Annotated in this window: 13 protein-coding genes; 3 read left to right on the forward strand and 10 right to left on the reverse strand. The window is 39.7% G+C overall.

Going from position 1 to position 13,228, the window contains the following annotated elements; genetic code table 11:
• Nucleotides 1–15: 15 nt before the first annotated feature.
• The 3 genes from HXT38_RS02540 to HXT38_RS02550 all read left to right on the forward strand — a co-directional run bounded on the left by HXT38_RS02540 (nt 16) and on the right by HXT38_RS02550 (nt 1,427).
• The gene (locus tag HXT38_RS02540) at nt 16–456 is read left to right on the forward strand and encodes an FHA domain-containing protein (RefSeq protein ID WP_004106618.1); all 441 of its coding nucleotides are present in this window, start codon (nt 16–18) and stop codon (nt 454–456) included.
• Nucleotides 434–1,039: a MerR family transcriptional regulator gene (locus tag HXT38_RS02545; protein ID WP_064340297.1), complete on the forward strand. Its 606-nt coding sequence runs from the start codon at nt 434–436 to the stop codon at nt 1,037–1,039. Before HXT38_RS02540 ends, HXT38_RS02545 begins: the two co-directional genes overlap by 23 nt.
• A gap of 118 nt (nt 1,040–1,157) precedes the next feature.
• Entirely contained in the window at nt 1,158–1,427 is a 270-nt protein-coding gene (locus tag HXT38_RS02550; protein WP_421792000.1) for a hypothetical protein, read from the forward strand.
• 255 nt (nt 1,428–1,682) lie between these two features.
• Here the strand turns inward: HXT38_RS02550 and HXT38_RS02555 are convergent, their stop codons facing one another.
• The 10 genes from HXT38_RS02555 to HXT38_RS02600 form a co-directional block, all read right to left on the reverse strand.
• Nucleotides 1,683–2,417 carry an HAD hydrolase-like protein gene (locus HXT38_RS02555; protein ID WP_050397231.1) on the reverse strand — a complete coding sequence of 245 codons (735 nt, stop codon included), beginning with the start codon at nt 2,415–2,417 and terminating at the stop codon, nt 1,683–1,685.
• Entirely contained in the window at nt 2,410–2,757 is a 348-nt protein-coding gene (locus tag HXT38_RS02560; RefSeq protein ID WP_004106625.1) for an RNA polymerase-binding protein RbpA, read from the reverse strand. The genes HXT38_RS02555 and HXT38_RS02560 overlap by 8 nt, the downstream gene beginning before the upstream one ends.
• A 109-nt stretch (nt 2,758–2,866) precedes the next feature.
• On the reverse strand, nt 2,867–5,500 hold the full coding sequence (locus HXT38_RS02565) for a DEAD/DEAH box helicase (protein ID WP_004106627.1): 2,634 nt from the start codon (nt 5,498–5,500) through the stop codon (nt 2,867–2,869).
• Nucleotides 5,501–5,527: 27 nt separating this feature from the next.
• A complete protein-coding gene (locus tag HXT38_RS02570) occupies nt 5,528–5,869 on the reverse strand; it encodes a hypothetical protein (protein WP_032842489.1) in 342 nt (113 codons plus the stop codon).
• Nucleotides 5,870–5,871: 2 nt separating this feature from the next.
• A complete protein-coding gene (locus HXT38_RS02575; protein ID WP_119526605.1) occupies nt 5,872–7,791 on the reverse strand; it encodes a helix-turn-helix transcriptional regulator in 1,920 nt (639 codons plus the stop codon).
• A gap of 292 nt (nt 7,792–8,083) precedes the next feature.
• Nucleotides 8,084–9,523, reverse strand: coding sequence for a UTP--glucose-1-phosphate uridylyltransferase (locus HXT38_RS02580; protein ID WP_004106635.1), 1,440 nt, complete (start codon nt 9,521–9,523; stop codon nt 8,084–8,086).
• A 208-nt stretch (nt 9,524–9,731) separates the two neighbouring features.
• Nucleotides 9,732–10,817 carry an amino acid ABC transporter permease gene (locus tag HXT38_RS02585; protein ID WP_004106637.1) on the reverse strand — a complete coding sequence of 362 codons (1,086 nt, stop codon included), beginning with the start codon at nt 10,815–10,817 and terminating at the stop codon, nt 9,732–9,734.
• 5 nt (nt 10,818–10,822) lie between these two features.
• A complete protein-coding gene (locus HXT38_RS02590) occupies nt 10,823–11,500 on the reverse strand; it encodes an ABC transporter permease subunit (RefSeq protein ID WP_004574250.1) in 678 nt (225 codons plus the stop codon).
• A 1-nt stretch (nt 11,501) separates the two neighbouring features.
• Nucleotides 11,502–12,335, reverse strand: a complete 834-nt coding sequence (locus tag HXT38_RS02595; RefSeq protein WP_064340390.1) for a glutamate ABC transporter substrate-binding protein — start codon at nt 12,333–12,335, stop codon at nt 11,502–11,504.
• Nucleotides 12,336–12,403: 68 nt separating this feature from the next.
• Complete coding sequence (locus HXT38_RS02600) at nt 12,404–13,216, reverse strand: amino acid ABC transporter ATP-binding protein (protein WP_004106646.1); 813 nt, start codon at nt 13,214–13,216, stop codon at nt 12,404–12,406.
• Nucleotides 13,217–13,228: the final 12 nt, after the last annotated feature.

The following is a 13,228-nucleotide window of genomic DNA, read 5'->3' on the forward strand; positions in this document are numbered from 1 at the left end:
GGTAGAATAGCAAGTATGACTGAACCGATTCCTACAGCTGGCGAAACCACTATTATTGGTATGCCAGCTATTCATATTCCAATGAATACAACTTCAGATCGTCCTATGCAGCAGGATGATTTTGATACTATAGCGAAACTACGTCCTGGTACTGCGTTGTTGATTTCAACTAGGGGAGCAGTGTCTGGTTCTCGCTATCTTCTCGATGAAGACTTAGTAACAGTTGGGCGCGATTCGCATGCTGATATTTTGTTAGATGATTCTACTGTTTCGCGTGCTCATGCAGTGTTTAAGCGCCATAATGGCGTGTTTAGCATTTCAGATTCTGGAAGTCTAAATGGTACGTATGTAAATCGTGAACGTGTTGATGAATCAGTGCTGCATAATGGCGATGAAATTATGATTGGCAAATTCAGACTGGTATTTTTCGCACATGACGCAGTCACAGTCCGATAATGTGATTAACGCAGTACAGGGGGAGCTTTTTAATTTTTCTCTGTCTGCTGATCACGCTTCAGGATACCGTGGTAGTGTCGCTATGAAGGTTGCCGGTATTACTTACCGGCAACTCGATTATTGGGCTCGTAAAAGCATTATAGAGCCTTCAATTCATGCATCTAGCGGTTCTGGTTCTCGTCGTTTGTATTCTTTTAAGGATATTGCGATTATGGCTGTAGCTAAAAGGCTGCTTGATGCTGGCGTTAATTTAGTTAATGTTACTACGGCTATTATTTTTCTTAATCGATACTCAGAAGAGCGTTTGAGAAATATGACTATTATTTGTGATGGTCAATCTGTTCAAGAGTGCGATGAGAATCAAGATAATATGCGTCGTATGCTTGCTTCTGGTTTAGCAGTATTTGCTATTGCTGTTGGCCGCATTGTTTCTAGAGTTGAAGAGGACTTATCTTCTGAAAATTCTGTTGATGCTACGCAAGTTGAAGAAAAAAGTAGTAAGTCTACTCGCAAATCTTATTCAAAACCTACTTCTCATACATCTTCAAACTCATGGAGTCTTGTTCAGGAAACGTGGGGATAATGGCATGTTTGTAGTTGTTATTATCGCTGTTATTTGCTGGTTTGCTTCAGTATCATTGTTTTTCTATAGTTTATTTGCTTGCGTGCGTTTTTTAGTAAAATTTCGAAAAAATGCTTATTTGAAGGCAAATAGTATTAGCAATAGTAATAAGAGAAATTCTATTGGTTTAATGCCTTGGAGTATTGTTATTACGCATTGTTGTGGGCTTCCTTGCGCAATGCTTGCGTACATGCTTTTGCATATTGTTCGCGATTTTGGATTTGTTCGCGATGATTATTGGTTATTAATGAGATCAACGCTGATTGCGTCATATGTGATTATTATCGCGCTTATTTTTGTCAATATTTTTGCAATGCTATTTTGTGCGTACCGACGTTGCAAGTCTTAGATTATTTAGTAAGAAGTATCGTAGGGATATTATTTGATAGTAGTTGAGATTTTGTTGGTTGTGTTTGATTATTTATCTCTAATTTGACATAACGTACATTATCGGATAAATATCAAGTAAATCTAGTCAAATAATAAGCTCAACCGACAGAAACTGTGCATGTATGTAAAGAAAAAGCCGTTTTCCCGCCAAAAAACGACCGAAACTTTACGAGGGTGTAAAGAAAAAGCCGTTACGACAAAAATTCTGATTAGATTAAGCGAAATATTCGCAAATTGCAGTGCTTAATTCGCTTACGCTACCAATAATTCTGTAAGATCCGTGTGCTTCAAGCTCGCCAGGCTCAGCATAGCCCCAAGCGCATCCCAAGCAATCCAAGCCGCAATCTTTTGCTCCGTCGGCATCAGTCCAGCGGTCTCCAACCATCAAAGCTCTGTCGCCTTTTTCTGGATTGTAATCAATCTCATCAAAAACATAACGAATAACTTGAGTTTTGCTAATGCGCGACATATCTTTGCTAGCGCCATAAATTCCGTCAAGATACTTCGTTAAACCAAAATAATCGCAAATAGGCTTTACTTGATATTCTGGCTTGCAAGATGCGGTTGCTAAATAATATCCAGCTTCACGAAGTTTTGTGAGTTGCTCAAGTATTCCATCGTATACTTTGTTAAGTAGGCATCCTGGAATCTTTTTACCAGGATTATTTGGATCATCAAAAGTTGCTACTTCAGAATAATACTTGCGATACGTAGCAAGTCCCTTTGCTAGCAGCGATTCAGGCACATTATTGCGTTGAAGAGATTCTAAAATTGAAGGACCTATAAAACGATGCATTTCAGCATCGTCCGGAATAGACTGTTTCAATTCTTTCAATGCAAGCTTTGCGCAAGTAATAATACCAGCATCTGACTTTGTTAATGTGCCATCAAGATCAAGCAGAATAATGCGACGACTAGTGCATCCTGAAGTCACCGAGAATTCACTCATAGTCAGGAATCCAGCCCTCATGATGCATTTTTAGACGTTTGTCTAGTAAAGTTTTTAATTCTTCTTCACTACGACGTTCAAGCAGCATATCCCAATGCGTTCTAGAAGGCTTGTTGAAATCATCATCTGGACGATCATCGTCGCCTTCGCGATGTGCAATCGTGCCGCAGCGGCATTCCCACTCTTCAGGAATTTCTGCGCCTTGAGCAAAAGGAAGAATCGTGCGATGTCCCTTTGGGCACACATACACAACATCATTTCGTGCCGCGAAATCTACATTATCGTCAGATTCTAATGATTTCGCACCAATGCTCATACCGCGTAAACTGCGTTCTGCCATAGTATCTCCTTGTGTAGTACTTTATAAAATTACCGAATTGCACGGACTATATATATAAAAACGATTTATATATACAAAATACATGCGTTTTATTTGTATATGCTCATACTTATACATCTGAGTATGCAACAACTCCACGGTTTAATAGTTTTGCAGCTTCATAAGCGCACGAAGAAAGATTTTTATCTACGCCATCTATAGATTGTAAATATTCTCCTGCTGCGAAAAGTTGAGTAAGTAAATCAATAAGACGTTTAGCTTGACGCACGAAATCTCCTCCAGTGCTGTCGGTATTGCGCAAAATTTCAGCTAGATCAGCACCATTAGCCCAATCATACATAATATCTACAGCACCAAATTCAAGCGGTCTTAACGCTGGCAAATGAGCGTCTGCGCATAATGCGCTAGTACGCATAAATAATTCTTTCATTCGCAATACTGTATTAAATATCGCGCCATCCTTGCCGCCTGGATATCGTCTAGGTTCTCCCCCTGCAGGTCCTCTAGATTCATAAACTAATGCAGACAAGCACGATAATAATTCAAGCGGTGAAAGATTATTAAAAATTCCTTCGCAAATAGCTTCAGCAAATACAATGTCTAGTTCGTTATACAACCTTCTTAACAATTGACCGCGCTCAGTAAGGTGCAAAATTTGGTTTTGTGAAGAATCTTCAGATTGTAAATAATCCAAACTGTACAATACGTCACAAATATGGTCAAAAGTTCTAGCAACAGAACCAGTACGAGATTCGTAGCGTTCACGTACTTGATCAAGTTCCTTATGTTCTCTAATCCAATGGTAGCCCCAACGCAAATGTTGTTGAATATCTGCACAACCTGCACACGGATGCGTTCGCTCAGCTTCTCTAAGATTTGCAATAACATCATCCAGCGCTTTAAACGCTGCTGTGCGTTCTGCATCTGTGTGGAATAAAGTATGTTTCAGTTTACGGCGTTGATCGTGTTGAGCTTCTTTAAGCTTCATACGTAATTGTAAGAATTCAGCAAAATCCCCATGTTCGCAGTGGAATGCTTCTTCATAGCCTTTAAGAGCTGTTTCAAGTTCGTTCATGCGATTATGTAAACGTTCAGCAGAAGCATTAGCTTCCCATTGAGCAAAAGAACGATCTAGTGTTGTTCGAGCAGTATCTGCATCGCTTGAGTTCAGCAAATTAACTGCCATATTAAACGTAGGAACGAAGCTGGAATGTAGTGGGTATACGCGTTTACTAGAAAGCGCTGCAGCCTGTTGAGGAACAAAATCAGCATGATCTACAAGAATTGCGTAACCAATATCGTCAATTCCACGTCTTCCAGCACGACCTGTAAGTTGCGTAAATTCTCCAGGTGTAAGAGGTACATGCCCAGTACCGTCAAATTTTACTAGCTTTTCTACAACAACGCTTCGAGCTGGCATATTTAAGCCTAAAGCAAGTGTTTCTGTTGCAAAAACAACTTTAATAAGTCCGCGTTCAAATAGCGTTTCAACAATGTGACGGAATAGCGCAATCATACCTGCATGATGTGCTGCAAATCCTTGTTCGAGAGCAAAACGAAAACGCTCAAAGCTTAAAGCGTGTAAATCTTCTTTAGAAAGTTGATTTGCAACCATACTGTCAACAATTTTACGGATTTCGTACATTTCTTCATCAGATGTAAGTATTAATCCTGCGTTTAAACATTGTTGAACAGCTTGATCGCAACCGGAACGAGAGAATATAAAATAAATTCCTGGCAGCATTCCTAGGTAATCTAATTCGTCAATAACAGCCCAGCGACGAGGAGTATGTCGTTTCGCGCATTTATCTAACTGTGCAACTCCCCCGTTAGCACTGTGCTTCTTACCTTTTCTGTAACGGTATTTGCTATCGCTGTAAGATTCTTTACGGCGACGAGCGCGGTACTCAAATTCATTAAGTTTCCTAGTCAATGCAGGGTTAACGCGCTTAGTTACGTTTCCATTATTGTCATGGTCGTACAAATCGAGTAACTCAGGCTCAGTTGCAGAATCCTCTTGAATAACAACATGTCTTTCTAAAGGCACGGGTCTGTGTTCGTCGACAACCAAATGAGTTTCTCCACGCACTGATTCTAGCCATGCAGAAAAATCTTCAACATTTGAAACAGTTGCAGACAACCCAATAATTTTCACCGATTTTGGAAGGTGAATAATAACTTCTTCCCACACAGCTCCGCGGAATTTATCTGCAAGATAATGAATTTCGTCAAGAACGACAAACCCTAAAGATTGCAACGTAATCGAATGCTCGTAAAGCATATTTCTTAAAACTTCAGTAGTCATTACAACAATGTCTGCTTCAGGATTTACAGAAGTATCGCCAGTTAATAACCCTACTCTGTCTGAGCCGTACTGTTCGCAGAAATCGTGATATTTTTGATTACTTAAAGCTTTAATAGGCGTTGTGTAAAAAGCTTTTACATTACGATTTTGCGCAAGAAATACAGCAAAATCCGCAACAACAGTTTTACCAGCTCCAGTAGGAGCAGCAACTAAAACATTATTGCCATTTTCTAGTGCATCAATAGCTTCAAGTTGAAAATCATCAAGTTCAAAAGACAAAGAACGCTCAAATTTAGATGCCATTGAACGCTCGTGCTTCATTGTATTTTTAAAAGCTGCGAAACGTTGTGAAGGAGATAATACTACATCATTCTCATTGCAGTCAGTTGGATTGCTTGATTTATTTTTGCAGTCTTTTTTATGTGATAAATGAGACATAAAAAGTATTAGTCGCTTTCTTATATGCTATAGCTGAATGTCTTCTTCGCGAAGAGATTTTTTATCCCAATGCTGCCATATTTTACGGTGATTTTCGCGAATTTTTTGATGACGCTCAATAACTTTTGCGTGCGTTCGCTCATATCGATTCGTTGCATCTTTAATAGGAAGTGTAAATAATGGATCTCGAGGATTTTCATTATCTTCTTTATTTGGTTCATGCAAACGTTCAAATCTAGAAGAAACGTCTTCGGAAATGCCAAAGCAGACCCTAGCTATTTTTATTGCGCTTAAAACGACAATAGCAACTCCTAGCGCTACCATGAGCAGCATAAAAACTGTTATGAGTAGCCAAATCCACCAAGGCATTGTTATTCCTCTGTATTCGCATTATCAGCGTGATTAACGCTTAATTCACGTTGAGCGCGAGCAATAATCATACTACGCAATGTTTCAGGAGCAACAGCTGTAATATGACGTGCGTGAGCAATGCAAAAAGCAACGAACCATGAATCAGAAGAAACAGTAAGATGGACTTTTACTCCGCTGCCACAAGTTTCCATAGTGGCTCCAGAAAGATTCTTCAAAAAGTTCAATTCTGTTTCGTCGGTAATGAAGCAAGTCTCAGTTCCGTTATCAAAGCTCCACTTGCGAAGTTCGCTAACTGGCACATCTGGAATTTCAACTTGAGACACAGGCTCTACAACTTCTGCACGTTCAATACGTGCTACGCGAAGAACTTGCCAAATGCGAGGCAATCCATTCGCTTTATTAATTGTCGTATCTTTAGCAACAAATTCACGTTTATCTTCTGGTGTTTGCTGCTCTACATCAGTCCACACTGCAACATAGTAAACGCCTTCATCAACGTAAATCTTCGACGGTGCAACAATCTTGCGACGAATACGTCCTGCCCCGTCAGTGTATTCCATATCTAGCAAAGATCCAGAGTTAATAGCACTGCGAACAATAGAACAATTTCGAGGCTCAATTTCGTAACCTGTTAAACTCAGCCATGGAGTTTGACCAGGAAGAACATGACGGCGAAGACGTTTATACAAGGATTCAGCTTGTGTGCGCTGCTCAATAGGCAAAAGCAAGGAATGTGCCAAATAATTAGCAGACGCAGTAAGCATGCTCAAATATTGCTGCGAAATTCCAGCAAGTCTTTCCAATCCTAGAGAATTAGTAGCAGAAACAATTCCCTCGTTCTCAAGAAGAGTCCAATCTATATCAAAGAATTGGCTTCCGGCCATTTCCCCATCGTCAGAAACAGTAGTAAGAGTATTTATATCCTTGTGAAGAATTGTAACAAATCGACGAAGTTCATCATCGCTTTTTGGTCTACCAATAAAACGCTCAGCAAGCTCGTCTAATGGGAATTCCTCTCCAAGATGAGCAGACAAGAAAAGCATCAATCGAAGCCTACGATCTACTTCACTTCCAGTTTGGAATGAAGAGCCTTTTTTGGTATGCGATTTATCAGTGTCGCTATTTTGTTCTTCAATATTTTGCGCTTCTTGTATAGCATCTTCTTCATCTTTTTGCTCATTTTCGTCACATTGAGCAAAATTAACTGCTGCGTGCAAACGGCGATGGAAAGCATCAACTGCTTCTTGAGGGCTTACTACGCTAGATCCAGGATGTTCTAGCACAAACATCGCTAAGTCGTCAGCATCAGTATAAGCAACGTTTAAATGTTCACCATCGACATCCACAGTTGCGGCAAATCTGCGAGAATCAATAACTTTTACCAATGAATCAGGTAGCATTTGTGTTCCAAGACCAGGTGCGATTGAATCCAAGCCTAAGCCAGGAATAGGAGTTTGTGGAACTCTAGGAGCAGTGCGAGAAGTGCGCTGTTGCTCGTGTTGACCTGAATCAAGAGAAGAAATAGACATTGAACGAGCAAGATAATTTGCTGCAGCTAAAACTGGTAATTCAGATTGGTCGAAACGTAAACGTACGCGAGGTTCATCGCCTAATTGCAAACGATAAGACGCAAAGTCTTGACCTTCGGACTTTGAAGAATATTCTGGCTGCCTAGATTCGATTGCAATACCCATAGCAGCAAGCTTTGCGCGATCTCGCTGGAATTGTTTTGCGAATGCTGCTTTAGCTGCTTGATCTGCAAGCTCACCGTACGAATCTGCATATGCCTTTACGCGCTGTGCAATTTGACGCGAAGTCAGCCATTGCGGGAATGCGGAAGACAATACAGCGAGTACATCTAACTCGTGTTTGCCCCATTTGTCGGAAAAACGTCGCCTTCCGTTGCTTCCTTCTACCATTAGTCCTCACGTATCATGTTTGTATCAATTTACTTATGCGCCTTGCATACAAGCGACTACGAAATGCAGCAAAACTTGTGTTGCAATACTGCGCACACCTTTTCTATTTTAATGGTGTTTTGCGGTACGTGTGGACATTTTTTAAAAAACTTCTAATAATTATGTATTTTTTATTCACACGAACATCAACAACGTTGAAAATACGCCATTTTTTCGCGACACGCCATATAACTTTTTTATAGATAATTTTATTTACTATCAATAAAAATCGCATATTTGCAAGAAATCTGCTTTAAACCCAAGAGTCTGGTTCAATTCCTTGCGGTCCCACGAATTCTCCGTTCGGCACATAACTTGGTTCTCCTGTATCTTCTAAAACAGCGTCAGCAAACATTGAAACTTGATTTCCAAATGTCCAATCCCCTCTAATAGTTACTGATTTTGCAGCAGCTAAAGCTGGAACAGAATATGGGAATCTTTCGTTGAAATCATTGATGTTTTTGTAATAACGTGGATCCAAATCAATATCAGGAAATATATAGTTACCATCTTCCATTTCATATGAATCAGTAAGATGGAATCTATCTGATCGCATAATAAATAAGTCATTGGTTGTTTTAACAGGCAAGAAACGCATGCGATCAACTTCTACGCAAATTGCGTCATCAAAAAGTGAAGCTATTGCGCCCATTGCTGTTTCTAATTGCACTACTGGTGTGCTGCTTTCGTCAGTTGGGTCAACAGTTTTGTGATTAAAAATAACAGGCAAAGGCAAAATTCCTTTGTGCTCTTTTAACTTTTTTTCTAGAGCATCTACACGAACCCAAATATTATTTGTGTTGAAGTATGGATGTTTTTTAATGCTTTGTGCGCTTCTACGATCCTCAGGATGAACCTGTGTCATTTCTCGTAGTATTAGTCTTCCTGTTTGCGCGTCCCTAACAATGTGACCGCCCTTACGATCTGCTTGCGTTCGCTTCGCAACCTCAATCATGATAGGTGCGCCAGTATTTTCAAAATGTTGAGCAAGAGTGCGCGACGGTCTAGCACCTAAATTGTCAGAATTTGAAATAAACAAATACTCAATTCCATTTTCTTTAAGAGTATGCAATAAATCAGATTCCCACAGAGTTGAAAAAATATCGCCGTGACCTGGAGGGCACCATTCAAGAGATCGATCTTCCTTGTGAGAAACCGGTTCTCCAGTTTCCTCTACTAATTTTGGTTCTTGATGTTGAATAATTTCTACAGGAATATTGTCTTGCACAAACTTGCGATTGCGTTTTAGTACTTGCAAAGTATCATGAGACGTGCGGAAAGAATTCATGAAAATAAGCGGAAGATTAACTCCTAATCGTTGACGAGCTGTAAGAACTTGTCCAATAATAATATCAATAAAGCGCATTTGGCGAGCTTTATGCCTACGAACTGGTAGTAAAGATTTTGCGCAAGACAAGCCCATAGATGTTCCCAAACCGCCATTTAATTTAATAAAAGCAGTTTTTGCGAATGCGTTAACAGCTTTGTCGTGATCAATAGTTTCGTAAATTTCGTGGAAAGTTGGAACGCTTTTAATAGGCTCAACCGTGCTCTCGCGAATAAACTCCGCAGGCTTATCCCCTGATTTATCTAAATTCCAAGCATTATATAAGTGTTTAAATTGTTCAATAGCAATTTCGCTCATGCCTTGTTCGCGCATCTTTGCAGCGGACAACTCAAACGCGTCATCCATGTAAAAGCCTCCTCGTATGCATGTGACCTTAATAGTTTAGCGATTTGTGCGTCGCTGCGCAAATATTGCTTTTAACGGTTATTTTGAAATACTATTATGATTCTACCAAAGTTAGAAATTGCAAGATAGAAAATAATAAGCGCAGCCAATAATAAATACTGACTGCGCTTATGAGAAATTTGCTACTAAACACCACTAAATATGAAATTTAGTTATTTTCTGCATTGTTGTCATCATTTTCTTCCGGTTCATCTCCAGTTTTTAGATGATGCTCGTCATAGCCTTGCAAGTAACGAGTGTGACGCCAATGGTGAATAGAAGCGTTTGTACCGCGATGATGTACGTGATACTTACGTGGAGTACCACCATAAGGAAGCTCTTTAACTTCGCTAGCAACTGCTATTTGGTTCACATTAGAAGGATCCATAATAGCAATTGGAGCAACAGGCTCTGGTTCTGTTGGAGCGGCAGTTCGATTCTTCAAGTGCGATGGCAACCATTGTGCAAACCAAGACAATGCCAAGCAAATAAGGAAATATATTACTGCTGCAACGCTTAATGTTTGCAAAATATTAAAGTACATTGATCCGAGTCGACGCGATTCCTGAAGCAAATCAGTGTACATAATAATTGAACCAAGTGCAGTATCCTTCAAAACAACTACAAGCTGAGTTACTGCTGCAGGCATCATAGCAATAATTGCTTGAGGCATTTCAATTTGTGTCAATGATTGGTATTCGCTCAATCCTAATGCAAGCGAAGCTTCTCTTTGACCGTTTGGCAAGTTGCCAACACCAGATCTAACAAGTTCTGCAACAACAGAACCGTTATACATAATCAGTGCCAAAACAACAGCCCAGTATGATGATTCTTTCATACCAGAAAGTGCGAATGCTCTCCACAAGAAAATCATAAGCATCAATACTGGTACTGCACGGCAAAATTCTACTACTATTGCGGAAATACTACGAATAATAAAATTAGGTAGTAAACGGCAAAGTCCGAAGAATAAGCCAAATACAATAGAACCAACTACTGCAAGTAACGATGCCTTTAGTGTCATCCATAATCCAGGAAGATAAAAATCAACCCAGGCTTCAGATTCGAGTGCAGGATTCCAAAGTGTCCAAGAAAGTTGGTTTTCTCCCTCTGGAGGATTGCTCAAACGAACGAGAATAGCAATAATGCAAATAACAAAAATGCAACCGGCAATAATATTAGCTATGCGAATTTTCTTAAGAGCTTTTGGACCTGGAGCATCAAATAATAATGATTGTTCACGTTGTTTAGCCATTGTTATCACCTTCTCACAGCAAGTTTATTTGACAAATAAGTAGTCAAAATGCCGATAGGAATGATGAGCATAATGTATCCGCAAGCGAAAATTAAGAAGATTGGAACAATCAAATCTGCATGTTTCTCAATCATTTCGCTCATCATTGTTGAAGTCTCTGTGGCAACTGATGCTGCAGCAGCAACTGTAGAATTCTTAAGCAAAGCAATAAAAGTATTACCTAATGGTGCTACTGAACCGCAGAAAGTTTGTGGAAGAATTACTTGTGTTGCAGATTGGAAGAAATTTAATCCAAGAGCGCGGCAAGCTTCTGCTTGGCCAACAGGCACTGTATTAAGACCAGATCTCAAAGATTCGCAAACAAATGCTGCAGTATAAAGCGACAATCCAGCAATTGCCAGCCAGAAGAAATTCACTTCAAAAATTGAGGAGAATCCTATCTTAAGCTGAGCGTAAACGCCTAAAACCATAAAAACCATAATGATGGTAAGTGGCATGTTTTTAAACAATTCAACATAAACTGTAGCAATCATGCGTAATGATGAAACAGGGCAAATGCGCATAGTAACAAGAATTACGCCAATAATTGATGAAAAAAGTACACTCCATAAAGTTATTTCAATATTAACCAAGAATGCTCCTGGAATATTGTAGGAGGTAAATAGCTGCATAAAATCTTGCATATTACTTCTCTCCTTCTTGAGGAATTGGCGGATTATACTTTGCGTTTGGCTTAAAGCCAGTGCCTCGTAAATTGTCGTCTAGAGCTCTTTTCCATGATCCGTTACGAATCATGTCTTTTAAGGCTGTGTTAATTTTCTTAGCTAAGCCTGTATTTCCTTTTTTAATACCAATTCCGTAATATTCTGCGGTAAATGGCTTGTTTACAAGCTTTAAACGACCTCGAGAAGCGGTTGCTAAACCAGCAAGAATAATGTCGTCGGTAGTTACAGCATCTACAATTCCTGAGAATAATGCAGTTGCACATTCTGCATAACCAGGCTGTTGCATAAGCTGTACCTTTGAAGAGTAACGCTCCTTAATAGCAATTGCAGATGTTGAGCCTGAAACTGAGCATAAACGCTTTCCGTCCAAATCATTTGGACCGCTTACTTTATGCTCATCTTTTCGAACTAGTAAATCCTGGCCAGCAATAAAATATGGTCCTGCAAATGTCACCATTTTTTTACGAGCATCCGTAATAGAGTATGAGGCTACAATCATATCAACATCGCCATTTTGGAGCATCGTTTCGCGTTGTTTAGATGGTGATTCTTTCCACACAATCTGATCTTCGGAATAGCCAAGCTTTTTAGCAACATACTTTGCAACATCAACGTCGAATCCAACGTAAGTTCCTGATTTTTTGAAGCCGATGCCTGGCTGATCGAATTTAATACCGATGCGTATGACTTTTTTACCATCGCTACGATCGCACGCTGTAAGTGGCATAACGCAACATATGGTACAAAGCATCGCTAGTATCGCACGAAAAATGCGATTTTGTAATATTTTCATATCTTTTCCCTTCATAAGAACTGTTTTAAAGTTTCAGAATTTTACTGAAAGATAAAACAAAAAGCAGATTAATGCGTAAGAATCTTGGAAAGGAAATCTTTTGCACGATCAGTTTTTGGATGTTCAAAGAATTCTTCAGGAGTGCCTTGTTCAAGAATTTGACCATCTGCCATAAATACAATTCTGTCAGCTGCCTTGCGTGCAAATCCCATTTCGTGGGTAACACAAATCATAGTCATGCCTTCTTTTGCAAGTTCAACCATGACATCAAGAACTTCATTAACCATTTCCGGATCTAGTGCAGATGTAGGTTCATCAAAAAGCATAACTTTTGGCTGCATAGCAAGAGCTCGAGCAATTGCAACACGCTGCTGCTGACCGCCGGAAAGTTGTGAAGGCATTTTATTTGCTTGATTATCAACTCCGACTCGAGTAAGCAATTCCATAGCAAGAGATTCAGCACTTTGCTGATCCATATGGCGCACTTTCATTGGAGCAAGAATAACATTTTCCAAAATAGTCTTGTTAGCGAAAAGATTAAAGGACTGGAATACCATACCAACTTCTGCTCGCAAAGCTGCAAGTTCTTTTCCTTCTTGAGGAAGTGGCTCACCGTCAATACGTATGTCACCTGAATCAATAGTTTCGAGACGGTTAATTGTGCGACACATTGTCGATTTACCAGAACCAGATGGACCGATAATAACTAGTACTTCGCCTTTATTAACAGTCAGATTGATGTCTTTAAGCACATGAAGTTTTCCATAATGCTTTTCGACATGACTTAGTTCTACGAGGGGATTTGCCGCTTTTTGCACTGAAATAGTGCGATTAGTCATATCCTCGGCGTTTGGATTTGACTTTGATACTTGCTTATCCATAACAAGAAGTTT

The organism is Gardnerella sp. DNF01157 (assembly GCF_049244225.1).
Taxonomy (GTDB): domain Bacteria; phylum Actinomycetota; class Actinomycetes; order Actinomycetales; family Bifidobacteriaceae; genus Bifidobacterium; species Bifidobacterium leopoldii.

Excerpts from the sequence above, each read along its gene's own strand:
- HXT38_RS02595 (WP_064340390.1), bottom strand. The coding sequence starts at position 12,335 with ATGAAAATATTACAAAATCGCATTTTTCGTGCGATACTAGCGATGCTT.
- HXT38_RS02570 (WP_032842489.1), bottom strand. The coding sequence starts at position 5,869 with ATGCCTTGGTGGATTTGGCTACTCATAACAGTTTTTATGCTGCTCATG.
- HXT38_RS02600 (WP_004106646.1), bottom strand. The coding sequence starts at position 13,216 with ATGGATAAGCAAGTATCAAAGTCAAATCCAAACGCCGAGGATATGACT.
- HXT38_RS02585 (WP_004106637.1), bottom strand. The coding sequence starts at position 10,817 with ATGGCTAAACAACGTGAACAATCATTATTATTTGATGCTCCAGGTCCA.
- HXT38_RS02580 (WP_004106635.1), bottom strand. The coding sequence starts at position 9,523 with ATGGATGACGCGTTTGAGTTGTCCGCTGCAAAGATGCGCGAACAAGGC.
- HXT38_RS02540 (WP_004106618.1), top strand. The coding sequence starts at position 16 with ATGACTGAACCGATTCCTACAGCTGGCGAAACCACTATTATTGGTATG.
- HXT38_RS02565 (WP_004106627.1), bottom strand. The coding sequence starts at position 5,500 with ATGTCTCATTTATCACATAAAAAAGACTGCAAAAATAAATCAAGCAAT.
- HXT38_RS02545 (WP_064340297.1), top strand. The coding sequence starts at position 434 with ATGACGCAGTCACAGTCCGATAATGTGATTAACGCAGTACAGGGGGAG.
- HXT38_RS02575 (WP_119526605.1), bottom strand. The coding sequence starts at position 7,791 with ATGGTAGAAGGAAGCAACGGAAGGCGACGTTTTTCCGACAAATGGGGC.
- HXT38_RS02555 (WP_050397231.1), bottom strand. The coding sequence starts at position 2,417 with ATGAGTGAATTCTCGGTGACTTCAGGATGCACTAGTCGTCGCATTATT.
- HXT38_RS02590 (WP_004574250.1), bottom strand. The coding sequence starts at position 11,500 with ATGCAAGATTTTATGCAGCTATTTACCTCCTACAATATTCCAGGAGCA.
- HXT38_RS02560 (WP_004106625.1), bottom strand. The coding sequence starts at position 2,757 with ATGGCAGAACGCAGTTTACGCGGTATGAGCATTGGTGCGAAATCATTA.